The following is a 22,724-nucleotide window of genomic DNA, read 5'->3' as shown; positions in this document are numbered from 1 at the left end:
AGTATAGTAAAACAGGTGATGTTGTGCATTTTATTTTTCATAAATTGTATGAAAACCCCAACATTTATTATAGAACCATATTTCTTAATGGATCATTATTAAGGAGTAAAGGGGGTGTCCAGAAAGTAAAAACTTTCTGGACACCCCCCCTTTTCTAATTTATTTCGAAGTTAGAATCTTCAACAAAAGCCCTCTTTAGTTCAACAGCAGTAGTTTAAAACTACAATAAAAAATGCTGGCTAAATCAACCAGTTAATCAATAATATTTTCCTCTCGGGTTATTATCTCATTCAAACCTAATACTTCTCTTATTTTTTGATTATCTCCCTTGACAATAGAATATATTCTTCTATCTATCAGATAATAAGGTGTAGAATGCTTTCTTGTTATGTTCTTTTGTTCAAGTAATACATGTAAGTTATACAAATGGTCTATATCGTTATCCCAAACGTTTATCTTTGAACCGTCTTTAAAATGTAATTCGTATTTTTTTGTTATAACAGTAGATTCTCTATTAACGCCACTATTTGTTTGTTTATCTACATAAGTATATGCATATTTAACATTTTCCCATTGATATTCTTTACTCATAAGGTAATAATGTTTCATTATACCATTTTGCGTTGTAGTAGTGTAGATTGATAGATTTGCTACGCCTATCAAAAGACCAATAAGGCTTCCATAAAACAGAAACTTTCTGCCGAACTCTGTAAACTTTCCGAATTTAAGCAGAAGCATATATGGAGTAAAGCAAAATAACGCTACTATAAAAGGAAGCCCGGAAAATTCTGATGTATAGGTAACGGTGATGGGATTTGTTATTTCATATAGTAAGAAGTAAAATAAATCAGTGATTATGTTGGGAAGATAGAGTATCCCTAACATAAATAAAACTATAATTAAAATCACTTTTTTGTCAAACAATATCATTACTTTCATCTCCTGGTAAATTAAAGATAGTATCCTGATTTGTTAATTCAACAAAACTGCACGTCACTTAAAACAACCTAAAATTTAACATTTTTATACTATACGATGATTTTATAAATATTGCTATATAAGTTTTCAGACATGGAAATTCAAACGTATATTCCATTTATTTTTCCTATTTTGACATGACGATTAGCAAACTAATTAGCACTGTTTTTTCAACTTACAATAAACATTGTCATGTTGTTAATTTGTCTGCTAATTACTATGTTGAGAATGGTATAAATTCAGTAAGAATTGCTCCATATCAATAAAAAATGGGCTGCTGAAAAGTATGCTAATCAACAGCCCAATCGTATGTTTATTTTGTGTTTTGTACCAGACAACTGAACGGGTTACAAAACGATAAGCTCATCTTTTTTTACACTTTATTACACATAAATAATAAGTGAATCCGCTATGTTGATTAGAGCAGAGGCGCCTGGACTTCTGTAGGAAAAGCACGAACCTAAATAAATGAGTTGAAGCCGTGCCTACGGAAATCAACGTGGCCCAATGCTTTCTTTAATAAGAATAAAAGGGAAATCAATACACTTGAATTTTCATCTTGTTTAACACATCGCTTAATTTACTATAGTCGTTAAATCCCCTGCGATAAATGCGACAAGGTCTTGTATATTTTCCGCTGTCACGCCATGTCCATCTGGGTATGCTTTAAACGTCACATCAGCCCCAAAATCTTTAAAGAAGGTTGCGCTTCCCTCGCCCCATACAAATGGGAATACATAATCATATTCGCCGTGTGAAATAAAGATTTTCGATTTATCCATTGGCAATTTATTGTACTCCACTGCAACAAACTCTGGTAGATATCCTGATAAAGCAACTGTCCCGCGAATCGCACTGCCCATGATTAAAGCTAATGTTTGCGCGACCACCGCCCCTTGGTTGAACCCAACGACATAAATTTTTTCCACATCTAAATTAAATTCTTGAATCGCTTCAAAAATAAATGCTTGCGTAAATTGAATCACTTTATCAAATATGTCACGTGTTGGGAAGCCCTCTTCTTCAAACGTATAAAATGCATAACCAGGCGTATGCTTGATTGGTCCTTGTAAGCTAAAAATATGACAACTGCTTTCTAATTCCCCTACTAGCTGTAGTAAATCATGTTCATTACTACCTAAACCATGTAATAGAAAAATTGCTGGTCTTTTTTCATCTGTTACAGCTGGTGCTTTATGCACAAAAGTATATGGTGATTGCATTATAATCCTCTCCCTTATAACAATTCCATTTGATTGACGCATTGATCGGCATAGTATGCAACATATCCATCAACTATGCGCAGCGTTTCCTCGAAATCGCCTGAAAATATGTTCTTTATATCTTTTTGAAGTGTTAAATATATTAAAAAATCAAAACGTAACGAATGTTCTACCGATGCATAAGCATAATCATAAACAATAGCTTCTTCTGTTACCTTTAATGCTTTATATTGGCTATGAAATAATTTTGTATAGTCGTCCATCTTTTCACTAATCGCTTGACGAATACGCATTTGATGAGCCGTAGCTTCACTCTGTATGGCGGTTGTCTGTGGTACAAGCCCTTTGCCAAAGGTATCACGCATCATGGACATCCATGCTGCTTTATTCTCCACAAAATACGTAATATTTAGCATAAGACGATCGAAATAATCTTGTTCATCCTTTGCTGACGCCTTCTTCGTCTGAATATTTTCTTTCATAATATGCTCAAATTGCTCCGTATTCGCTTGTTTTGTTAATTGTGCCATGACAGTCTCTATGTAGCGATTTACTTCTTGTTGCGCCTTATTTTCCAACCATTTCACTTCCCTTATTTACTGTTACATTTGCACTTCCTATCGTACCATTCATTGACGAATTAGGCACTTGTTAATCTATTTTTTCTTGATGTTCAAAGCACGGTAGCCAAATTTTCTTATTTAAAGGGACAGATAAGCCATTTATTAAAGGAAGGAGCATAAATATTATGGTAAAGTGGATTTTGATGGTCATTGCTTATATAGCAATGATTACAGTCAATGTACTAGCTAATACATTGCCCATTAACGGAAAAACTATGCAAGAAATTTCAAGTAGTGTGAACTCTCTTTTCACACCTGCTGGCTATGTTTTCTCTATTTGGAACTTGATTTATTTATTACTCGCTATCTGGTTACTCATCGCATTTATAAACCGCCAATCAGACAAAGCGGTTTCAGATGAGGTGGCACATCTGTTTATTTTAAGTTGTCTTTTAAATATCGGATGGATAATATCTTTTCATTATGAACGTTTTATTCTCTCAACGGTGATCATTATCCTCTTATTAATTACACTCATTTTGATTTACGTATCTTATCCTAAAGATAATAATAGTCTTGGTGGACGGTTACCATTCTCCATTTACTTAGGTTGGGTTTCAGTCGCAACAATTGCTAGTATTAGTTTTACATTAAAATATTACGACGTCACGTTCCCCCTGGATGAAGTCACGATTACAATCATACTCATTATATTTGCTGGTCTTCTTGCGATCATTGGGCTTTACGTATCCAATGACGTATATTTTGCGCTCGTTTTCGTGTGGGCTATTATCGGCATTGGTGTAGCAAATAGTGATATGAGAATCGTTTTGACGTCATACGCTGTCGCCGCTGCCATTCTCACGGCGATACTTGTCATGTCATTTCGATCAAAAAATAAAATCAAAAAAGTACCCGTATAAACAAACCAGGTAAAGTAGAAAAAACTACTTTACCTCGTTTTTATTGAAATACATACTCACGCATATTTTCAAATGTGTTTTCAATCGCCGTTTTTAATGATTTTTGTTCTTCGCTACAATTCGCCTGTGCTTGTTCAAGTGTGATTAATGCATTTTCTAAAAACAAATCTTTTTTCAGATCTTTGTAAAGCTGCGTTAAAACAAGTGCCTTATTCCAATACCAACGTGCATTTTGTGGATCTAAGTCAATCGCACGCTCTAAATAACCTAACACCTCAAATGGCGGGTAACTAAAGCGATTCATCGTTTGCGCGGCAATCCCATAATAAACGGCTTTATTTGGATGATGCTTCACAGCTTGCATAAAGCAATGTACACTCTCATCATAATGGTGTGCGTATAAAAACAATTGACCTTGCGTAAAGAATGATTGTGCTTTTTCAGCAGATGTGCCCTCTTTTGCAACTTGTTCTAATTGTTTAATGCGTTTTCCAAAGGCTTCTTCATCTTGTATCGCACGAATTTCTGCTACTTCATCCATTTCTGCGTATGTCTCATCTGCACGCTCGACAGACTGCTTGCCCTTTTCGCTATAGCAAGGAATTGTAGACACCCCGTAACGTTCATATAGCGCAATTAGTTGCTTCGCTGTTTGTGCTTCTGGTGCATCCTCTTTGACCTGTTTTGCTGCTTGCAAACTAAGATGCACTTGCCCATTGTAAAAATACTGCTCCATTTCGTGCATAAGTTAAACTCCTTTATTCATGTTATTATGCGTAAGTATACCACGACCTACTTTCTTATCGAACTCCGTTGTCACAATACAATTAATAGTTGAAAAATTTCATATAATAAATGACATAAGTACTAATGGTATTATTTCAAACGTTCTCCCAACCCGTACCAAACGCGCGTTACTGATTGTGCCTCCTGAAACAACTTTTGATATACTCGACCGCAAGCATCCCGTATAAAGCGTTCCTCTTTATCGATTGGGACAACCCCACGTCCAAGATCATTGCAAATACAAATCACGTCTGTTTCACACGCCAGTTTTTTGAGCTTTGTTACAATGATTTCTGCTACTTGCAATTCATCATATGTCCGATATGCCATCACGAGTTGCTCAAAGCCCGAAATAATAACCGTTTCATCTTTCGTAAAATATGTATCTGGGATTATTCCTTCAAATTCTGTATACGGCTTTTCTACTCGATCGTAAACGTATTTTCGTTTACCATTATAGGCTCCTCCGATAACGATATGCATGACTTCTCTCCTTCCCAGCTTAACGTATAAAGCGTTCTATGCTTCGCATGAATATCATGAAATCCCTGTTGTAAATACGTTGCTAAAATCATTTTGATCACACCGCCATGAATAACAAATGTACATTCGTTTTGTTTGATGACAATGTCTTCAAAAGCATGTAACACGCGCGCCTTAAATACGTTAAATGACTCCCCATTTGGCGGCGTCACTTGAAAGGGTTCATCAATCCATGCGCGATACAATGCATCATGCTGTAAGTCTTCATACGTTTTCATTTCAAAATCGCCAAAATGTAACTCGCGTAACCGCTCATCCGCTATAAACGAGCTACTAGGAAAATAACAAGCGGCTGTTTGCTGACAACGTTTTAAATCACTCCCGTATATCACTGTAGGCTGGAGCGGTAAAGTGGCCTGTACAGCTTGCCTAATCGCTTGATCTGTCCAGCCAATATAACGTCGTTCGATATTAGCCTCCGTTAACTCATGTCTTATAAGATGCACAATAGTACGAACCATAAAAACAATTCCCCCACTTCAAAAATCGTACCGAGTAAATCACCTGAAATCCCACCAAAATTTCGTTTCGCCCAAGCCCGATAAACAAGCGTAAATAATAGCATCGCGACACATAAACCGATTAGCACAGGCAACTTGAATAAGAGTGCAAGTAAGAAGATAAAAGCGATATAGACAACCGCGCTCCACATAATTGCTCGTTCATTGACCGTTTTTTTAAAGTAGCTTGCAATCCCTGTTTCTTTTGATGTATTGGTAGTTACAAACACTAAAAGCACAGATTGTCTCGCAATAAATGGCATGAAGATGAAGAATAATAGCGGAACATCTCGCAATAATAACTCATAAAAAATCCCGACTTTTAATAACACAAACAAAACGAGTGTCATCGCACCGAACGCACCGATACGCGGATCGTCTAAAATTTCTAGCCGCTTTTTCTGATCACGATATGAAAAAAATGCATCCCCTGTATCAACAACCCCATCCATATGTAAGCCGCCTGTCATCACAAAAGGAAGTACAACAAGTAAAATAGCGGTAAATAGCGGTGATAAACTAAAATATAGATCATTGATTGTGACAAAACCCGCTAAAATAGCGCCCATCATTAAACCAATTATCGGAATGGCACTATACATGACCGTTGCGGATTTGTTCGTCATATTAAACGATTTTCTGATTGGTAACGCCGTAAAAAATTGTAATGCTAGCATATAGCCTATTACGATTTGCTTCAACCTTTCCACCTCTTCACAAACCCGTAGTCTAATTCATACGCCTCGTCACAAAATGCAACGAGCCATTGATTTAATTGTCCTAAAAGGCGTTGATAATTCGCCGTAAATTCATATTTACAAATTCCTGCATCTAGCACTTCATTCGAAACAATTACCACTGTCATACCGCGTTTTCGCCAATGATGTAACTGCTCTTTTAACTTTTCCACCATATCTTCTACGGGCAAATTTTCGACCAAAATATTTGTTAACCATGTGGTAATACAATCCCATAAAAGTATATGTGTATCGTTAAACTCGCTAAGTCGTGCTGGCAGGTCATGTGGTACTTCAATTGTGATCCACCCATCATTTCTACGATCATGCTTGTGGCGTTCGATGCGTTTTTTCATTTCATCATCAAACGCTACACCCGAAGCAATGTAAACAGCTTGTCTTTGTTGTTTAGATTGCATAATATAATTTTCAGCAAAGGCGCTTTTCCCACTCCGTACACCGCCTGAAATCAACACACAACGTCCTGGCATCAATAACGCCCCCTTTTTTCATAAAGTAACAACAAAAAAGAGACTCCGATATCGAAGCCTCTCATTATGTAGCTACTATAGCTTATTAATGATTGCGTATAAAGTTTCTTTTAACTCATCATCATAGTCGCCAAGCTCTACAAAGTTTGTTACACGTTCACGTAAAATTGGACGCTCGATTACTAGCTTCTCGTCTAAAACTTTTACTAATACTTCGATGATTAAACGGTCGCGAACATCTAACGCTTCTTGTAGGCGTGACTCTGTAATGTGACCTAATTTAGGTTTCTTTGCCATGTTGATACCCTCCTAATATTTATGCATAATCATTTTAGCATAACAACAAGAATTTTGGTCAACTTTATTGGAAAATAATCTGAATCATACAATATTTCACTGACAATTCGGACATTTCCCGTAAATTTCAAATTTATGTGCCTCAATCTCATAGCCTGGCAACTTCTCGCCCAACAAATCCATCGGGCATACCGATAATTGCTTCACATCGCCACAATCTTTACAAATAAAGTGATGATGATGATGATCAGACTCACAATGCATACGGAAGTTACGTTCTCCATTTAACTCCGTTTCATCTAAAATGCCCAACTCTACAAACGTCGCTAGATTACGATAGATGGTATCAAAACTCATACCTGGAAACTGTGGCTTTAACACCGTCAGCAAATCACGCGCCGTTAAATACTTTGTTGTCGCTGCAAACATATTTAAAATGAGTTCACGTTTATCTGTTTTTTTATACCCGTTCTCTTTTAAAATTTCCCAAGCACGTGTAACATTCATTGCTTACACCCCTTTTGTAGAAAATTGTACGAATAGCTTTTTGGCTAAAATAATCACAAGTAAAATGATAATTGATGTGACAACAATCGTTCCGCCCGGTGCTAAATCTAAATAAAATGCACTCACTAACCCTACAACGACCGCTAACTCACCAAAAATAATAGCATAAACAATAGCTTGTTTAAACCCTTTGGCAATACGCATTGCCGCTGCTACTGGCAATGTCATCATACTCGATACAAGTAAAATTCCTACAATACGCATACTTGCAGCAATGACAAGCGCCACAACTAGCATAAATAAAAAGTGAACCCACTTTGCTGGTAAACCACTCGCTTTTGCATACTCTTCATCGAATGATAACACAAATAATTCCTTGAAAAAGGTAAATAAAAAGATAAAAACAACAACAGCAATAGCAAGTACAACATATAAATCTTGCCTGGATACAGCAGAAACCGAACCAAATAAATAACTCATCAAGTCTGTATTAAAACCACTTGCCAGGGAGATAAAAATGGCACTTATCCCAAGCCCACCCGACATAATAATCGGAATGGCCAGCTCTTCATAATGCTTATACAAACGGCGTAATCGCTCAATTAAAATGGAGCCACTCACCGATGCAACAATACCAAAATAAATCGGATTTAATGTTGCTAACCCAACAAATGATTGGCTTAAATATAAGCTCCCTGCAATACCGGCTAATGTGACGTGCGATAAAGCATCCGCAATTAAAGACAAACGTCGTACAACAATAAATACACCAAGAAGTGGTGCAATGATGCCGATAATCATACCTGATAAAAAGGCATTTTGTAAAAATTCATATTTCAATAGTGCTTCAATCATATGCATACCTCTTAGTGAATCTTTCGAACTGCGTGTCCGTACCAAGCATCAAGCTCTTCTTGACTAATCGCGTCAAAATCATTTTTATAGCCATGGAAATGAATCTTCTGATTTAAGCATGCCACATGACTAATGCGATTGGACACTGTATCCACATCATGTGTAACTAAAATCATTGTAATATTTTGTTCCTCGTTTAACTTTGCCAGCATATCATAAAATGCCTGCACATTTTCATGATCAATCCCAACAGTTGGTTCATCTAAAATGAGTAGCTTCGGTTCGGCGACAAGCGCTCTTGCAATAAATACTCGCTGCTGTTGTCCGCCCGATAATTGCCCAATATTACGCTTTGCGAACTGCTCCATTCCTACTGCTTTTAATGCATTGAACACTCGTTCATCAGCGTCTTTCGGTAGCCGCTTAAATAAGCCTGTTTTTTTGGCTAACCCCGATTTGACTACTTCTTGTACTGTAGCAGGAAAACCGGAGTTAAACGCATTGGATTTTTGGGAAACATAGCCGATTAATTCTCGCTGTTTAAAGCTGTTCGATGCATGACCGAATAGCTCAATTTCACCCGTCATTGGCTTTAATAAACCTAATATTAATTTTAATAGCGTAGATTTCCCTGAGCCGTTCGGACCTAGTAATGCAAGGAAATCTCCTTCTTGCACACGAAACGAAATGTTATTTAACACTTGCGTATAGTCATATTGAAATGACACATCTTTTAATTGAATGATTGTTTTTGACATAGCTTTCTCTTCTTTCCAATTCAAAATCATTACGATTTACAATTTTTTAGTATAAGCGAAATGACGCCCTTTGTAAAGGTTTTACGCTTGAAAGGATGAGGATTTGAAAAAGCATGAATTATTTCAATTTTTAATGCATGGCTCGAAAAGCGCGGTAAGGGAATATTTATTACAATACGAGGTAGATCTATCCAAAAGTGAGATAAAAAAATTGCGCACCGTATTTGCAGAAGCAAACCCTGCTTGGCTCCTGATGGGGATTCCAGATGGTGTGTTAAAAAATGCTGAGCAGGTAGTCGGCTCGGAGAAATACAAAAAGCTAATGGATCGATTAAAATAAGAGATGGCCTCTAAGCCATCTCTTTCATGTTATTAATACATCTTCATATATTGATCGCGTTCCCATTGATGGACCGTTGTACGGAACATATCACACTCTACTTCTTTTGCTTCTTTAAAGTTTTCATAAATATGTTCACCTAAAGCTGCTTTTATCACTTCATCTTGCGCTAGTGCATTTAACGCCTCCTCCAGTGAAGCTGGTAAATTATCGATACCGTGTTGTTTGCGCTCTTCGGCATTCATCACATAAATGTTGCGATTGACTGGTGCCGGTGGCGTTAATTGATTTACTACACCATCAAGACCTGCTTCTAAAATAACGGCCATTGCTAAATACGGATTCGCAGATGGGTCTACTGAACGTAGCTCAATACGCGTTGATAACCCACGAGATGCTGGAATACGAATTAACGGTGAACGGTTTTGTGCTGACCACGCTACATAACATGGTGCCTCGTAACCTGGTACTAAACGTTTATAGGAGTTTACTGTTGGATTTGTAACCGCTGTAAACCCCTGTATATGCTTTAGTACACCTGCCATGAACGAACGAGCAGTGTCGGATAATTGTAACTCTGCATGTTCATCAAAGAAAGCATTGTTTTCCTCTTTAAATAAAGATAAGTTAAAATGCATTCCTGAACCGTTGACACCGAATAGCGGTTTTGGCATAAAGGTAGCGTGTAAACCATGTTTACGTGCAATTGTTTTTACAACTAATTTAAACGTCTGAATGTTGTCACACGCTTCGACTGCATTGGCATATTTGAAATCAATTTCATGCTGACCTGGTGCTACTTCATGGTGAGATGCCTCAATTTCAAAGCCCATTTCCTCAAGCTCTAATACGATATCGCGACGACAATTTTCCCCAAGGTCTGTCGGTGCTAAGTCAAAATATCCGCCATCATCGTTTAGCTCTAATGTGGGATTTCCCTTTTCATCTAGTTTAAACAAGAAAAACTCTGGCTCTGGTCCTAGGTTGAAACTTGTAAACCCTAGCTCTTCCATTTTCTTTAATGCACGCTTTAAGTTTGAGCGTGGGTCTCCTTCGAACGGTGTGCCATCTGGACGAGCAATGTCACAAATGAGCCGAGCTACCTTCCCTTTTTCTGCTGTCCACGGGAAAATCATAAATGTATCTAAATCTGGACGAAGGTACATATCCGATTCCTCAATACGTACGAAACCTTCGATAGACGAACCATCAAACATCATTTTATTGTCTAACGCTTTATCTAATTGGCTTACTGGGATTTCAACGTTTTTAATTGTCCCTAAAATATCCGTAAATTGTAAGCGGATAAATTTTACTTGCTTTTTAATAACTAACTGTTTGATTTGTTCTTTTGTATATTTTGCCTTTGTTTCAACTTGAGCTATCATCATTTGATCTCCTCAATTCTATTAGATTATAAGTGTTGTATTTCATCTTGCACGATCGAACGAAAATCTAATTCTTCAATATCGACTCCACGAAATGTCCGTTTATTTGCTTCTTTCTTTAAAGCAAATACTTTTTTAATACCTGCAATATTAATGCCTTGCTCTAGCAACTCTTGAATTTCAAGTAATTCATCAATATTGTTGAGACTAAACATGCGACGATTTGCCTCCGTACGTAACGGCTCAATTAAATGATGCTCTTCGTAGTAGCGGATTTGTCTTGCGGTTAAATTCGTCAGTTGCATAACTGTACTGATTGGAAGTACCGGCATAGCTCTTCTTATTTCCTTATTCATTTAATTCACCTCACCTTTCACACGTTTAACGATAAAGCATGTAATTTCTACCTGCAATCAAATGTTAGGTTTTATAACATAGCTATTTTCGAACGTTTTTATCTCGTTTCGGTATTAATAATAAGGAGACTATTCCAACAACAATGGAAGCGCTCACAATTTTTATGTCACTGATTGTAAAGCGCTTTACTTTTAGACGTATTTTTGTCACAAATACATTTTCAACAAAAAAACAAGTGATTCCCTTTACAGAAACCACTCGTTTTACCTATTAATATTTATTGATAAGATGTGAAACAACCTTGTCAATTTCATCGATAGCAGGCGCAGATCGATTTTCTGTCATAATAGAAAAAATATACGTTTTACCTGATTTTGCTTTTACATAACCAGCTAACGTATTTACGCCTGTAAGAGCACCCGTTTTTGCCACCACACGGAGCTTCGTCGATGCTTTTGTGTAACGATCCCGAAGAGAACCACCCGTTAAACGCTCCTTATTCCCACCCACCGGTAATGCTTGATAATATGTGTGATATGCATCCATATCACGTACATGATAAAGAAGCGCTGTTAAATCATTAGGCGAAACTTTGTTGTTATGCGAAATTCCTGAACCATCTTCAAATGTCCAACTGCTCATATCAAGACCAATTGTTTGCCCAAACTCACGCAATACATTGACACCCGTTTGTGTATCCCCTACTCCGTGCACTTCAGCCCCTAATGTTTTCACAAAGATATCGGCCATACTATTATTACTGAGCTTCATAAATGTAGGAAACATTTCTTTTAGCGTCTGTGATTTATGAGTTGTAATGAAAGTAGCATTATTCGGAACTTCCCCGCGATCAATAGCCGATGTCTCAACAAACGTAATCCCCTGTGTTTTCATCGCTTCTTTCAGCGCGTATACCGTATTAATCGTCGGATCATTTACGGTGACCCATTCTTGCGTCCACTTGCCTGCCGGTATATTTCCTGAAATAATGACTTCACCGGTGCGATACTTGCGCGAAACGGTAATTGTATTCATACTTCTACTGTTCGCCGTTTTTGCATTATTTATAATCGTCATCCCCATTGTACTTGGTATAAATGAGACAGACGGTTTTTGACCGACTTTTTCACCTGCAACTCGTACAATCATCGTACCCGCATCAAAGTCATTATCAGGTGATAATACAAGACCCGATGTACGGGCAGCATAATAGTCCCTTTCATCCTCCGCTACAATCCCTGGTGTTAATGGTGAACCAGAAAAAATGCGTTCATCTCCATATAAATTTCCGTTCACTTTTGTAATCCCTTTGTTTTTTAGCGCATTCGCAAATGCGAGTAGTTGTGCATACTGTAACGTCGGATCACCACTTCCCTTTATATATACATTTCCATTTAATGTCCCTTTCGAAATAGAGCCATCTATGTATAGTGAAGTGTGATAACGGTATTGTTCACCTAAAAGAGCAAGCGTCGCAGCACCCGTTAGTAATTTTAATGTAGAAGCAGGCTTACGTGGTGTATTCCCATTAAATTGATATAAAATTTGACCTGTTTCACTATCTCTGATCGAAACACCTGCATTTGTGGCGCCTAAGCTTGTCATGATCATATCGCTTATATTCACCGAAGCCTTTGCTGGAGAAGGTTGCCAAACTAGCGGGAAAATTATAATCATCAATAATAGCGTCATCAAACCCTTCTTCATTTCATCCCCACCCCATGTTCTATATTACTTGTATATAGTTTTTACATATTCAGTTCAAAAATACATATTTTTACGTATTTTCGTGGACACGTAATTTCTCCACACAAAAAAGAGGAGTACCTAGAAAGCAAAAACTTTCTTGATACCCCCTTCGCTTCTTAATAAATATCTACTAAGAACTATTGCTTATGCGCGTAATACGTCAATTTCTTCCGGACGGAATGTACCATCACGAAGCATCGCGATTTCCATTTTATATGGCGCTTTTTTATTTTTTGCATCTGGTCCTACAAATGGCGTCTCTAAAATTTTCGGTACATGCATGAGTTGCGGATGATGCACGATATATTGGAGTGCATCAAAACCAATCTCACCAAATCCAATATTTTCATGACGGTCTTTTGCAGCACCACACACATTTTTTGAATCGTTAATATGTAGGACTTTTAAGCGGTCAAGACCAATCGTTTGATCAAACTCATTTAATACACCATCAAAGTCTTCTACAATATTATAACCAGCGTCATGCACGTGACACGTATCTAAGCACACAGATAAACGCTCATTATGTGTTACGCCATCCATAATACGCGCGAGCTCATCAAATGTGCGGCCGATTTCAGAGCCTTTGCCTGCCATTGTTTCTAGAGCGATTTGTACTGGATAATCTTGTGATAATACTTCATTTAAGCCTTCTACAATTTTCGCGATTCCCGCATCTACACCAGCGCCAACATGAGCACCTGGATGGAGGACAATTTGCGTTGCCTCTAATGCTGCGGTACGGTGTATTTCTTCTTGTAAGAAGTCGACACCAAGTCGGAATGTTTCTGGTTTTGTTGTATTACCAAGATTAATAATATACGGGGCATGTACGACGATTTTTTCCATACCATGCTCCTTCATATGCAGCAAGCCATTCATAATATTTAATTCTGCAATTGATTTACGACGTGTGTTTTGTGGTGCACCTGTGTAAATCATAAATGTATTGGCACCGTAAGAAAGTGCTTCCTCACTCGCCCCAAGTAACATTTTTTTACCGCTCATTGATACATGTGAACCTAGTAACATCTCGTCTCCTCCAAAATAAGAGAAGTCGCGTTGTTCACGCTGACTTCTCTAAATTTTCATGCTATTTGCTAGTAAAGTTATTTTTTACCACGATTTTTTAAGCGACGTTCACGCTTTTTAATTTTATCCATTTCCCACTTCATCGCACGCTTATAGCCCGGCTTTACTTTCTTTGGCTTACGTACAAGCGCTTTTGCTTTCACATCAATTTCATTTTCCTGTTTGACGCGATTTTTACGTTGATGGCGATCTTTTAAATCTGTCCATTCACCGTTTTTCACATCTTTTTGCTCGAACGGAATACCCATCTTCTCGACACGTGCTAATGCATCCTCGTCTTCCGGTGTGTATAGCGTAATCGCTGTTCCTTTGTTACCTGCACGTGCGGTACGACCAACACGGTGGATAAAGAATTCAAGATCTTCTGGGATTTCATAGTTAATCACATGTGAAATACCTTGAATATCGATACCACGCGCAGCAAGGTCTGTCGCTACAATATATTGAAATTCTAAATCACGAATTTGCTTCATCATTTTTTTGCGATCACGTGGTGTTAAATCGCCATGAATTTGCCCAGCACGAATGCCTTGCTCTGCTAAATAATTGGCCACGTGTTCAGCCGTTTTTCGTGTATTACAGAAAATAACCGCTAAAAATGGATTAATCCCTTTAATGACATCAACTAAACGTGAATTACGTGACTTTGAACGGACCGGTACAAGATAAAAGTCAATGTTTTCAGCAACTGGACGTTTATCATTCATATGAATATGAATCGGTGAATCCATATACTTCTTTAAAAATGGCTGTAACTTTTCAGGAATCGTTGCTGAAAATACATACATTTCAAGCTTTTCTGGCATATGACTCGCAAAACCATCAATCTCTTCAATAAAGCCCATATCAAACGCAAGGTCTGCTTCATCAACAACTAAAATCGGAGCTGTATGGACAAGTAATGCCCCTTCTTTTACTAAATCTTTAATACGACCTGGTGTCCCTACAACAATTTGCGGCTGTGTTTTTAATTTATCGATTGAACGTTGCTTGTCCGTACCGCCGATAAATAATTTCGCTTGAATAGTTGTTTTTTCAATTAACTGTTGTAGTGCATCAAAAATTTGCTGTGCAAGCTCACGTGTTGGTGATGTAATAACTGCCTGCACTTCTTGTCGCTCTTCATCAATACGCTCTACGATTGGTAGCAAGAAACTATGCGTTTTACCTGTACCAGTATGCGCCTGTCCAATTGCACTTTTCCCTTTTAAAATTAATGGAATCATTTCTTTTTGAATGGGTGTCGGTTCTTTAAAGCCTAACTCTGCAATCGCGTCCTGCAAAAAAGGCTTCAATTGATAATCTGTATATTTTGACATCTTTTCACTCCTCTATCGTCTCCTATTGTACCACGAAATGTACATTTAGTTGACTAAACGTTCGGTTTATACAAGTATTTTACCTGTTTACGCTTATTAACTTACTTAATTTACTCTAAAATTCATTAGGAATGCAACAAATGCGTGTTCAATCATTATATTTTGAATTTTACAGCGATTCCCCCCTAGACAGATGAACATATAGATGCGCCACAGCCCGCACCTGTAGCTATGACGGTAAAAGCATATACTACTCCATGTTCTAAAAAGGGTTTTTCTTATGTAAAAGTAATCATTTTCTTTTCGTTTACACGTATGTGGTATAACCATCTTACAGAAACGTAGCGAAATATTGTTCCCTTCCCCATATCCAACTCAAGCCCAACCTCTGCAATCTCAGCGACATATGCTGTAATAATTATAAATAAGAGGGTAGTAACCATTGCTGAACTTTTTAAATGAGTTGTGTAGATTTCATTTTACTAAACGACAAGATAATACTATACACCGATGGGCAATCCCTCATTGTTAAGACTGTTCCATAACGTAACAGTTAAAAAAAGGTGGGAGATAATAAGTTATTTTAAAGCTCCATCCATGAAGTACATACAGGACATGACATTCACTAACTTACCGGTAGTTATACATTTTAAAAACAAGACATTCCTCGCCATTAACATACTGCATACAAAACTTAAAGCTAATAATTTACTTCTAAATTCCATGAGCAAATGGACGAATAGGAAGCACTTTACGATGAATTAGAGCATAAAATATAGCAGAATACCCCACCTAAAAAAATTCATTTTAAATAGATAAAAACTGTACAGCAACCTATTCAATGTAGAAGTCTATGAGTTTGTGTACTTACATTTACCGAACTTTAAGGCAATCATTTGCATATGATAGCTTTAATCAAGCACTGCGTCAATTAATAATGTGACCGAAAGGAGAAAAGTATGTATCCGAATCCGTTTTATCGAAATATACCGTATCAAATGCCAATGTATTCTCCACAGATGCCTATTAGACCACCCGGATTCTTTGGAATACCCGGCGGCGGTGCTGGATTCCCAAGATCCCCAGTACCTCCCGTACCTCTAGGAGCACCTGGAGCACCCGCAGCAGCAGCTGCCGCTGCTGCAGTAGCTGGAGCTGGAGCTGCACCTTCTCGCATAGAGCAATTTTTACAATCGACAGGTCAATTAATGAAAACTGCTCAAACATACGCGCCCTATGTACAACAAGCAATGCCTATGTTTAAAAACTTACCGGCACTTCTAAAGCTTTATAAAGGGTTCCAAAATATGCCCGACATGCAACAATCTACAGACTCAGCAAGCCCCCCTAAATCAGAAGGATTTGTTGGATCACCACAAAAACCAAAACGTTCCACTGATTATACGACAAAACCATCGCTTCCTAAAATTTATCAACCTTAAAAAGATACAGCCCGTTCGAAATAGAGGGGGCTAGGTCCTTTCCTATATATGCATACTGCTTCACTACTAAGTAAAGGAGGTCTCGATATGAGGCCTTCTTCACTTATTGTTGTTTCCACCTTCTAATTCAACAAAACGTTCCTTTGTATTAATTTCTATGCTCCGTTATAATAAAAGGACAAGCTTGAAAGGAGTTTGAAGCATGGAAGTTATTAAAATTAATCCGCGTGGGTATTGCTATGGAGTTGTTGATGCAATGGTTATCGCCCGTAATGCCGCGCTAGATAAGACATTACCTCGACCAATCTACATTTTAGGTATGATTGTTCATAATAAACATGTAACAGATGCATTTGAGGAAGAAGGCATTATTACACTTGATGGAGATAACCGCAAAGATATTATTGAGCAAGTAGAACAAGGAACAGTCATTTTTACTGCGCACGGTGTGTCACCAGAAATTCGCGAAATCGCCAAACGTAAAGGTCTAGTATCAATCGATGCGACATGCCCAGACGTGACAGTCACACATGATTTAATCCGTGAAAAATCGGCACAAGGCTATGATATTATCTATATCGGCAAAAAAGGACATCCGGAACCTGAAGGCGCAATCGGGGTTGCACCAGACCATGTTCACCTTGTCCAATCAATGAAAGATATTGATACATTAACACTTACAAATCCTAATATTTTAGTGACAAACCAAACGACAATGAGTCAATGGGATGTAGCCTTTTTAATGGATAGCATTAAAGAAAAGTTCCCACATGTAGAAGTACACAAGGAAATTTGTTTAGCTACACAAGTACGCCAGGAGGCTGTAGCCGAACAAGCTGGCGTTGCTGATCTGTTAATCGTTGTAGGTGACCCAAAATCAAACAACTCAAACCGTTTAACGCAAGTTTCTGTAGAAATCGCTGGTACGCCTTCTTATCGTATCGGGGATATTTCAGAACTAAAAATCGAATGGTTAATGAATATTGAAAAGGTAGCCGTGACAGCTGGTGCTTCAACACCGACACCAATCGTCAAAGAAGTCATTAACTTCCTAGAAAAATTCGATAAAAATGATCCAGCGACACATGAAATTGTTCGTACCGTCACACTGAACAAAATTTTACCGAAAATCAAAGAACCAAAACCAGTAGAAAAAATTATGCCTTACTAAAAATAGGGGATGTATGAAAAGTGGCATTCACTTTTCATACATCCCCTTCTACTTATCAATTACTTCAAATTTTTCATTAAGAACGCTTTTGTACGTTCATTTTGTGGGTTTGTAAAAAACTCATCGGGATGATTTGCCTCAATAACTTCACCTTGGTCCATAAAGATCACTTTATTCGCCACTTCTTTTGCAAAGCCCATTTCATGCGTCACGACAATCATCGTCATATGTTCCTGCGCTAAATCTTTCATTACCTTTAGCACTTCACCCGTTAACTCTGGATCAAGCGCAGATGTTGGCTCGTCAAATAATAAAATTTGTGGGTTTAACATCAGCGCGCGTGCAATCGCGACACGCTGCTTTTGTCCACCAGATAAACGGCTCGGAAATACATCCGCTTTATCTGCTAAACCTACTTTTTGTAATAAGTCTTGACAACGTGCTTCAATCACTTGAGCAGATTCTAACTTTAACATTTTCGGCGCAATTTCAAGGTTTTGTTTCACTGTTAAGTGTGGGAATAGGTTAAAATGCTGGAACACCATCCCCATTTTCCCTGTAATCGACTTGATCTCTTCTAATTTTGGGTACACGCCATCTTTAGCTAAATAATCGCCATCAATGCGAATACTTCCCCCATCGATATCCTCTAGATGAATTAAGCTACGTAACATCGTACTTTTCCCAGAGCCTGATGGACCGATGACGGCAATCACATCATTTTTTTCAATCTCAAATGAAATACGCTTTAGTACATCAAGTGTACCGTAAGATTTTTTTAAATCTGTAATTTCGATTAATGCCATCGTTTCCACCTCTATTCAAACTTAAAGCGACGTTCAAGCCACTTAAAGAATACTGTTAATACGAGCGTCATAAGTAAATAAATTGTCCCTGCCACAAAGTACGGTACAATAGTAAAGTCTCGATTCACCGCTGTTTGAGCAAAGTGTAATAACTCTGGTACAGCTACAGCGTAAAGTAACGCCGTATCCTTAATTAATGTAACCGATTCGTTCGAAACAGCTGGCAATGCAACACGGAACATTTGTGGTAAAACAATGCGCGTTGTCGTTTGCCATTTTGATAAACCAAGTACTTGCGCCGCCTCATATTGCCCTTTATCAATCGCCAGTAAACCACCACGGAAAATTTCAGCAAAATATGCGGCGTAGTTTAAAATAAACCCTAAACATGCTGCAACAAAACGATCTAATACTAAATATTCTCCAATTCCTGGAATCATCGGTAACCCGAAACAGATTAATAATAATTGTAGTAATAGCGGCGTTCCACGCATGACGTAAATATACGTTTGTGCAAACCAAGCAATTGGCTTTAAGCTGCTTTTTACAGCCAATGTTAATAAAAAGCCGAGTGGAATTGACGCGATAATCGCAATGATAAATAATAAGACCGTCATTTTAGCCCCATCTAACATCGGTAACACGATGGAACTCCAATAATCCGCCATGAAATTTCCTCCCAAAAAGATAAGAGTTTCACATGGAAACTCTTATCGATACGTTATTCTCAAATTATTTTAATACTTTGTCTTCTCCAAACCACTTAGTTGAAATGTCAGCAGCAGTACCATCTTCATTCATTTCATCTAAAGCTGCTTGTAGTTTTTCTAATAAAGCTTCATTACCTTTTTTCACACCTACACCGTATTCTTCTGGTGCTAGTGATTCATCAAGAATTTTAAATGTACCTTCTTCTAATGTCATATAGTACTGAGCAACAACTTCATCAATAATGACAACGTCTACACGGCCTGTTTTTAAGTCCGTTAACGCTAATACATTATCCCCGAATTCTGTTACGCCAGCAACCTTTTCGCTAATTGGGTTTGCATTTAAAGCATCTAGTGCTGATGATAATGACTGAATCCCTACTTTTTTACCTTCTAAATCAGATAAAGCATGTAATTTTGAATCTGCTAATGTAATGGCTACTTGTGCGTTTGCTAAATACGGTTTTGTAAACAATACTTTCTCTTTACGCTCATCTGTAATTGTGTAACCATTCCAAATCAAATCGATACGACCACTATTTAATTCTGTTTCTTTTGTTTTCCAATCAATCGGTTGGAATTTTGCTTCCATCCCCATTTTTTCAGCAGCAGCACGTGCTAAATCAATATCAAAACCAACAATTTCATTTTTCTCATCACGGAAGCCCATTGGTGCAAATTTATCGTCGATTCCGATGATTACAGTTTCTTTTTCAGTTGACTCTTTGTCTGTTGTCCCTGTGCTTGTCCCTTTATCGTCAGACCCACATGCAGCTAAAACGGCTACAAGCGCCACAAGCATAAGACTAAATTGTAAAAAACGTTTCACCCTAAATCCCTCTCAATCCCTATGTAGTTTAATAGACAGAAAATTCTTCAAACGTTTACTCTACTAAATCGTTAACGTGATAAAGGATAGCATTCAAACAGTTCTATGTCAATATTCATAAAACAGGTTAGAATATTCTGATTTATCAGCGCAATAAAAATACGAGAAATCAAATGGATTTCTCGTATACTTCATTATTTAATACATGTAAATTCATAACTTGTTGTCACAATAAAACCATGTTCTGTTACTTCGGCTTGACCGCCATTTTTTTCACACTGCTCTGTTAAACGGTTAATATTTTGATTGCTCACTACACTCATTGCAATCGTAAATAATAATCCGAGAATAGCGATAGCAATGCCAATAATCATCCAAACCTTGCCGTTATTTATGACTTGTTTTTCATCCATCATTCATGCCCCTTAAATAAATTGAAATGGTTCTGTATGAATTGTAGACTGAATAAATTGGACACGTAATTTTTTGTCTGTACACATCGCGCTCATTTTCTCAGCTACCCCTTTTATCATTACTTTTTCCACGTGATGTCCAGGGTCTACAATATTTAATCCGTTTATTTCTGCGTCTTGCGCCATATGGAAGCCAATATCTCCTGTCACAAATACATCCGCTCCTGCAAATTTGGCTGTACGGATATATTTATTGCCATCACCACCGACAACAGCTACTTTGCGGACCATGCTATCAAGCTCTCCTACAACACGTAGTGCAGGTACATCTAATTGTACTTTCACATGCTCAGCAAACTGTTTTAGCGTCATAGGTTTTGCCAAGCTACCAATGCGTCCTAACCCTTGCTCATTCGCTTGCAAATCCATTGTCCACACATCATAAGCTGGCTCCTCGTACGGATGTGTATTTAACATCGCTTTTAACACTTTGTTTTTGACACTTGTAGGAAAAACAACTTCAATCTTCTCTTCATCGGCTACTTCCATTTCACCCACTTGGCCTAAAAAAGGATTTGCTCCTTCTAAAGCACGAAAGCGTCCTTCACCGCTTGATGTAAAGCTACAAGCATCATATAAACCAATTTGTCCTGCTCCAGCTTGTGCAAGTGCTGTACGCATCTCGTCTACATGCATTTTTGGTGTAAATACAGCTAACTTCATGAGCTGTTCACTATATGTGTGCTCCAAAATTTGGCGATTTTCTAATCCAAGTGCATCGGCTAATAAATCATTTACGCCACCTGGTGCAACATCTAAGTTTGTATGTGCTGCATAAACCGCTATATCATGTTTTAAACATTTTTCAAAGAGCTTTCCTTGAGGGTTATCTGTTCGCAGATGACTTAACTTAAAGAAAATCGGCGGATGGTGTGCAATAATTAATTCACATTCGTTTGCAATTGCTTCATCCACCACTGCATCTGTCACATCCAGTGTCACCAATACTTTACTGACTGATTTATTTAGTGTGCCAATCGCTAATCCAATCGGATCGTTTGGCATACATGCATATTTTTTAGGTGCCCAACTTTCAAATAGCTGAATGATTTCATTTCCATTTGCAGTTTTCATGTCAGTGCCTCCTGTACAAGTTCAATTAAATGATGCAGTTCAGCGCGTTTGTTTTCAATTTCTGGCGTCGCCTCCGCTTTTTCAATTGATTGTAATACACGCTCCCAATTCACCATTTCGCGCGTCCATTTTTGCATGAATACAGGAGATTTTTCTGCCATTAGCTTTTTACCAAGTAAAATTTCTGCCTCCGTATAACGTTCCTCTCCACGCTGCAGCACTAGAATTTCGTAGATTTTATCATCTTCCTCTAAAATCGCTTCATCATGAATCGCCCACCCATTTCGAATCGCCCATTCACGAATCGCTTTTGCATGAATATTCGGTTGTAAAATAAGACGCGTGACACTTTGCAAGCTTTCTGGATTTTTCTCTAAAATAGATACGATTAATGGACCGCCCATTCCAGCAATTGTTACAGTATTCACTTTATCTTCAGGATGAATGGCTGCTAGCCCATCCGCTAAACGTACCGTAATTACTTCCGATAATCCTTCCGTTCGAACTTGTCGAACTGCTGATTCATACGGTCCCTTGACAACCTCTCCTGCAATCGCACGACTTACAATACCTTTATGTACTAAATTACAAGGTAAATAAGCGTGGTCACTTCCGATATCTGCTAATACCGCTCCCGTTGGCACGAACGAAGCAACCGTTTCTAGACGTTTTGAAAGCTTTTGTGCATTCATAGTTTACCCTCACTTTACTAAATTCCAATTCCAACATTTATTATATAAAAAAATAAACCCTTAGTCGCCTTACAACTAAGGATTTATTATAGAAAATAGAAAAGTGTAGATATTTGCAAAA

27 protein-coding genes are annotated in these 22,724 nt (G+C 37.9%); 4 read left to right on the top strand and 23 right to left on the bottom strand.

Annotated features, from left to right (window positions below; translation table 11 throughout):
- Positions 1-252 precede the first annotated feature (252 nt).
- The 3 genes from AC3II9_RS01775 to AC3II9_RS01765 all read right to left on the bottom strand — a co-directional run bounded on the left by AC3II9_RS01775 (position 253) and on the right by AC3II9_RS01765 (position 2,779).
- Positions 253-930 (bottom strand): hypothetical protein, encoded by a 678-nt coding sequence (locus AC3II9_RS01775; protein ID WP_489152758.1) that lies wholly within the window; start codon positions 928-930, stop codon positions 253-255.
- 623 nt (positions 931-1,553) lie between these two features.
- Positions 1,554-2,201 carry an alpha/beta hydrolase gene (locus AC3II9_RS01770; protein WP_489152757.1) on the bottom strand — a complete coding sequence of 216 codons (648 nt, stop codon included), beginning with the start codon at positions 2,199-2,201 and terminating at the stop codon, positions 1,554-1,556.
- Between the two features lie 14 nt (positions 2,202-2,215).
- Complete coding sequence (locus AC3II9_RS01765; protein WP_489152756.1) at positions 2,216-2,779, bottom strand: DNA helicase; 564 nt, start codon at positions 2,777-2,779, stop codon at positions 2,216-2,218.
- 170 nt (positions 2,780-2,949) lie between these two features.
- On the opposite strand from AC3II9_RS01765, the gene AC3II9_RS01760 reads away from it, so the two are divergent.
- Positions 2,950-3,687: a tryptophan-rich sensory protein gene (locus AC3II9_RS01760; protein WP_489152755.1), complete on the top strand. Its 738-nt coding sequence runs from the start codon at positions 2,950-2,952 to the stop codon at positions 3,685-3,687.
- A 40-nt stretch (positions 3,688-3,727) separates the two neighbouring features.
- On the opposite strand, the gene AC3II9_RS01755 is transcribed toward AC3II9_RS01760, so the two are convergent.
- The 9 genes from AC3II9_RS01755 to AC3II9_RS01715 all read right to left on the bottom strand — a co-directional run bounded on the left by AC3II9_RS01755 (position 3,728) and on the right by AC3II9_RS01715 (position 9,161).
- Positions 3,728-4,432: an O-linked GlcNAc transferase gene (locus AC3II9_RS01755; RefSeq protein WP_489152754.1), complete on the bottom strand. Its 705-nt coding sequence runs from the start codon at positions 4,430-4,432 to the stop codon at positions 3,728-3,730.
- Positions 4,433-4,563: 131 nt separating this feature from the next.
- A complete protein-coding gene (locus AC3II9_RS01750; protein WP_489152753.1) occupies positions 4,564-4,956 on the bottom strand; it encodes a bifunctional adenosylcobinamide kinase/adenosylcobinamide-phosphate guanylyltransferase in 393 nt (130 codons plus the stop codon).
- Complete coding sequence (locus AC3II9_RS01745; protein WP_489152752.1) at positions 4,896-5,477, bottom strand: histidine phosphatase family protein; 582 nt, start codon at positions 5,475-5,477, stop codon at positions 4,896-4,898. Before AC3II9_RS01745 ends, AC3II9_RS01750 begins: the two co-directional genes overlap by 61 nt.
- A complete protein-coding gene (cobS, locus tag AC3II9_RS01740) occupies positions 5,450-6,217 on the bottom strand; it encodes an adenosylcobinamide-GDP ribazoletransferase (RefSeq protein WP_489152751.1) in 768 nt (255 codons plus the stop codon). Before cobS ends, AC3II9_RS01745 begins: the two co-directional genes overlap by 28 nt.
- Positions 6,214-6,744 (bottom strand): bifunctional adenosylcobinamide kinase/adenosylcobinamide-phosphate guanylyltransferase, encoded by a 531-nt coding sequence (locus AC3II9_RS01735; RefSeq protein ID WP_489152750.1) that lies wholly within the window; start codon positions 6,742-6,744, stop codon positions 6,214-6,216. Before AC3II9_RS01735 ends, cobS begins: the two co-directional genes overlap by 4 nt.
- A gap of 75 nt (positions 6,745-6,819) precedes the next feature.
- Positions 6,820-7,041 (bottom strand): phosphate-starvation-inducible protein PsiE, encoded by a 222-nt coding sequence (locus tag AC3II9_RS01730; protein WP_431029783.1) that lies wholly within the window; start codon positions 7,039-7,041, stop codon positions 6,820-6,822.
- Between the two features lie 96 nt (positions 7,042-7,137).
- Positions 7,138-7,548, bottom strand: a complete 411-nt coding sequence (locus tag AC3II9_RS01725) for a Fur family transcriptional regulator (protein ID WP_489152749.1) — start codon at positions 7,546-7,548, stop codon at positions 7,138-7,140.
- A 3-nt stretch (positions 7,549-7,551) separates the two neighbouring features.
- Entirely contained in the window at positions 7,552-8,403 is an 852-nt protein-coding gene (locus AC3II9_RS01720; protein WP_431029781.1) for a metal ABC transporter permease, read from the bottom strand.
- Positions 8,404-8,414: 11 nt separating this feature from the next.
- Positions 8,415-9,161 carry a metal ABC transporter ATP-binding protein gene (locus tag AC3II9_RS01715; RefSeq protein ID WP_431029780.1) on the bottom strand — a complete coding sequence of 249 codons (747 nt, stop codon included), beginning with the start codon at positions 9,159-9,161 and terminating at the stop codon, positions 8,415-8,417.
- Between the two features lie 103 nt (positions 9,162-9,264).
- Here AC3II9_RS01715 and AC3II9_RS01710 point away from each other — a divergent pair, with 103 nt between their 5' ends.
- A complete protein-coding gene (locus AC3II9_RS01710) occupies positions 9,265-9,501 on the top strand; it encodes a hypothetical protein (protein ID WP_489152748.1) in 237 nt (78 codons plus the stop codon).
- A gap of 32 nt (positions 9,502-9,533) precedes the next feature.
- On the opposite strand, the gene glnA is transcribed toward AC3II9_RS01710, so the two are convergent.
- The 5 genes from glnA to AC3II9_RS01685 form a co-directional block, all read right to left on the bottom strand.
- Positions 9,534-10,889 (bottom strand): type I glutamate--ammonia ligase, encoded by a 1,356-nt coding sequence (gene glnA / locus AC3II9_RS01705; RefSeq protein WP_489152747.1) that lies wholly within the window; start codon positions 10,887-10,889, stop codon positions 9,534-9,536.
- A gap of 26 nt (positions 10,890-10,915) precedes the next feature.
- Complete coding sequence (locus AC3II9_RS01700; protein ID WP_489152746.1) at positions 10,916-11,245, bottom strand: MerR family transcriptional regulator; 330 nt, start codon at positions 11,243-11,245, stop codon at positions 10,916-10,918.
- 271 nt (positions 11,246-11,516) lie between these two features.
- A complete protein-coding gene (gene dacB / locus AC3II9_RS01695; RefSeq protein ID WP_489152745.1) occupies positions 11,517-12,953 on the bottom strand; it encodes a D-alanyl-D-alanine carboxypeptidase/D-alanyl-D-alanine endopeptidase in 1,437 nt (478 codons plus the stop codon).
- 186 nt (positions 12,954-13,139) lie between these two features.
- On the bottom strand, positions 13,140-14,027 hold the full coding sequence (locus tag AC3II9_RS01690) for a deoxyribonuclease IV (RefSeq protein WP_489152744.1): 888 nt from the start codon (positions 14,025-14,027) through the stop codon (positions 13,140-13,142).
- Positions 14,028-14,104: 77 nt separating this feature from the next.
- Positions 14,105-15,406 (bottom strand): DEAD/DEAH box helicase, encoded by a 1,302-nt coding sequence (locus AC3II9_RS01685; protein WP_489152743.1) that lies wholly within the window; start codon positions 15,404-15,406, stop codon positions 14,105-14,107.
- A gap of 959 nt (positions 15,407-16,365) precedes the next feature.
- Here AC3II9_RS01685 and vrrA point away from each other — a divergent pair.
- Both vrrA and AC3II9_RS01675 read left to right on the top strand, forming a co-directional pair.
- Positions 16,366-16,848, top strand: a complete 483-nt coding sequence (gene vrrA / locus AC3II9_RS01680) for a VrrA/YqfQ family protein (protein ID WP_489152742.1) — start codon at positions 16,366-16,368, stop codon at positions 16,846-16,848.
- A 202-nt stretch (positions 16,849-17,050) separates the two neighbouring features.
- Positions 17,051-18,019 carry a 4-hydroxy-3-methylbut-2-enyl diphosphate reductase gene (locus tag AC3II9_RS01675; protein ID WP_489152741.1) on the top strand — a complete coding sequence of 323 codons (969 nt, stop codon included), beginning with the start codon at positions 17,051-17,053 and terminating at the stop codon, positions 18,017-18,019.
- A gap of 59 nt (positions 18,020-18,078) precedes the next feature.
- Here AC3II9_RS01675 and AC3II9_RS01670 read toward each other — a convergent pair whose 3' ends face one another.
- The 6 genes from AC3II9_RS01670 to AC3II9_RS01645 form a co-directional block, all read right to left on the bottom strand.
- Positions 18,079-18,825, bottom strand: coding sequence for an amino acid ABC transporter ATP-binding protein (locus AC3II9_RS01670; protein ID WP_489152740.1), 747 nt, complete (start codon positions 18,823-18,825; stop codon positions 18,079-18,081).
- 11 nt (positions 18,826-18,836) lie between these two features.
- Entirely contained in the window at positions 18,837-19,493 is a 657-nt protein-coding gene (locus AC3II9_RS01665) for an amino acid ABC transporter permease (RefSeq protein ID WP_489152739.1), read from the bottom strand.
- 64 nt (positions 19,494-19,557) lie between these two features.
- Positions 19,558-20,337 carry an amino acid ABC transporter substrate-binding protein gene (locus AC3II9_RS01660; RefSeq protein WP_489152770.1) on the bottom strand — a complete coding sequence of 260 codons (780 nt, stop codon included), beginning with the start codon at positions 20,335-20,337 and terminating at the stop codon, positions 19,558-19,560.
- Positions 20,338-20,558: 221 nt separating this feature from the next.
- A complete protein-coding gene (locus AC3II9_RS01655; protein ID WP_489152738.1) occupies positions 20,559-20,777 on the bottom strand; it encodes a hypothetical protein in 219 nt (72 codons plus the stop codon).
- Positions 20,778-20,789: 12 nt separating this feature from the next.
- A complete protein-coding gene (locus AC3II9_RS01650) occupies positions 20,790-21,911 on the bottom strand; it encodes a Nif3-like dinuclear metal center hexameric protein (protein ID WP_489152737.1) in 1,122 nt (373 codons plus the stop codon).
- Positions 21,908-22,603 carry a tRNA (adenine(22)-N(1))-methyltransferase gene (locus AC3II9_RS01645; RefSeq protein WP_489152736.1) on the bottom strand — a complete coding sequence of 232 codons (696 nt, stop codon included), beginning with the start codon at positions 22,601-22,603 and terminating at the stop codon, positions 21,908-21,910. The genes AC3II9_RS01650 and AC3II9_RS01645 overlap by 4 nt, the downstream gene beginning before the upstream one ends.
- Between the last annotated feature and the right edge of the window lie 121 nt (positions 22,604-22,724).

This window comes from Lysinibacillus sp. RU7 (assembly GCF_057837305.1).
This window is presented reverse-complemented; position numbering and strand designations above follow the sequence as displayed.

Bases quoted from the DNA above. Each gene is read 5' to 3' on its own strand.
- AC3II9_RS01725 (WP_489152749.1), bottom strand. From the start codon at position 7,548: ATGAATGTTACACGTGCTTGGGAAATTTTAAAAGAGAACGGGTATAAA.
- AC3II9_RS01690 (WP_489152744.1), bottom strand. From the start codon at position 14,027: ATGTTACTAGGTTCACATGTATCAATGAGCGGTAAAAAAATGTTACTT.
- AC3II9_RS01670 (WP_489152740.1), bottom strand. From the start codon at position 18,825: ATGGCATTAATCGAAATTACAGATTTAAAAAAATCTTACGGTACACTT.
- AC3II9_RS01715 (WP_431029780.1), bottom strand. From the start codon at position 9,161: ATGTCAAAAACAATCATTCAATTAAAAGATGTGTCATTTCAATATGAC.
- AC3II9_RS01685 (WP_489152743.1), bottom strand. From the start codon at position 15,406: ATGTCAAAATATACAGATTATCAATTGAAGCCTTTTTTGCAGGACGCG.
- AC3II9_RS01665 (WP_489152739.1), bottom strand. From the start codon at position 19,493: ATGGCGGATTATTGGAGTTCCATCGTGTTACCGATGTTAGATGGGGCT.
- vrrA (WP_489152742.1), top strand. From the start codon at position 16,366: ATGTATCCGAATCCGTTTTATCGAAATATACCGTATCAAATGCCAATG.
- AC3II9_RS01675 (WP_489152741.1), top strand. From the start codon at position 17,051: ATGGAAGTTATTAAAATTAATCCGCGTGGGTATTGCTATGGAGTTGTT.
- AC3II9_RS01770 (WP_489152757.1), bottom strand. From the start codon at position 2,201: ATGCAATCACCATATACTTTTGTGCATAAAGCACCAGCTGTAACAGAT.
- AC3II9_RS01650 (WP_489152737.1), bottom strand. From the start codon at position 21,911: ATGAAAACTGCAAATGGAAATGAAATCATTCAGCTATTTGAAAGTTGG.
- dacB (WP_489152745.1), bottom strand. From the start codon at position 12,953: ATGAAGAAGGGTTTGATGACGCTATTATTGATGATTATAATTTTCCCG.
- AC3II9_RS01730 (WP_431029783.1), bottom strand. From the start codon at position 7,041: ATGGCAAAGAAACCTAAATTAGGTCACATTACAGAGTCACGCCTACAA.
- AC3II9_RS01660 (WP_489152770.1), bottom strand. From the start codon at position 20,337: ATGCTTGTGGCGCTTGTAGCCGTTTTAGCTGCATGTGGGTCTGACGAT.
- AC3II9_RS01645 (WP_489152736.1), bottom strand. From the start codon at position 22,603: ATGAATGCACAAAAGCTTTCAAAACGTCTAGAAACGGTTGCTTCGTTC.
- AC3II9_RS01720 (WP_431029781.1), bottom strand. From the start codon at position 8,403: ATGATTGAAGCACTATTGAAATATGAATTTTTACAAAATGCCTTTTTA.
- AC3II9_RS01750 (WP_489152753.1), bottom strand. From the start codon at position 4,956: ATGCATATCGTTATCGGAGGAGCCTATAATGGTAAACGAAAATACGTT.
- AC3II9_RS01755 (WP_489152754.1), bottom strand. From the start codon at position 4,432: ATGCACGAAATGGAGCAGTATTTTTACAATGGGCAAGTGCATCTTAGT.
- AC3II9_RS01655 (WP_489152738.1), bottom strand. From the start codon at position 20,777: ATGGATGAAAAACAAGTCATAAATAACGGCAAGGTTTGGATGATTATT.
- glnA (WP_489152747.1), bottom strand. From the start codon at position 10,889: ATGATAGCTCAAGTTGAAACAAAGGCAAAATATACAAAAGAACAAATC.
- AC3II9_RS01735 (WP_489152750.1), bottom strand. From the start codon at position 6,744: ATGCCAGGACGTTGTGTGTTGATTTCAGGCGGTGTACGGAGTGGGAAA.
- AC3II9_RS01700 (WP_489152746.1), bottom strand. From the start codon at position 11,245: ATGAATAAGGAAATAAGAAGAGCTATGCCGGTACTTCCAATCAGTACA.
- AC3II9_RS01745 (WP_489152752.1), bottom strand. From the start codon at position 5,477: ATGGTTCGTACTATTGTGCATCTTATAAGACATGAGTTAACGGAGGCT.
- AC3II9_RS01760 (WP_489152755.1), top strand. From the start codon at position 2,950: ATGGTAAAGTGGATTTTGATGGTCATTGCTTATATAGCAATGATTACA.
- AC3II9_RS01775 (WP_489152758.1), bottom strand. From the start codon at position 930: ATGATATTGTTTGACAAAAAAGTGATTTTAATTATAGTTTTATTTATG.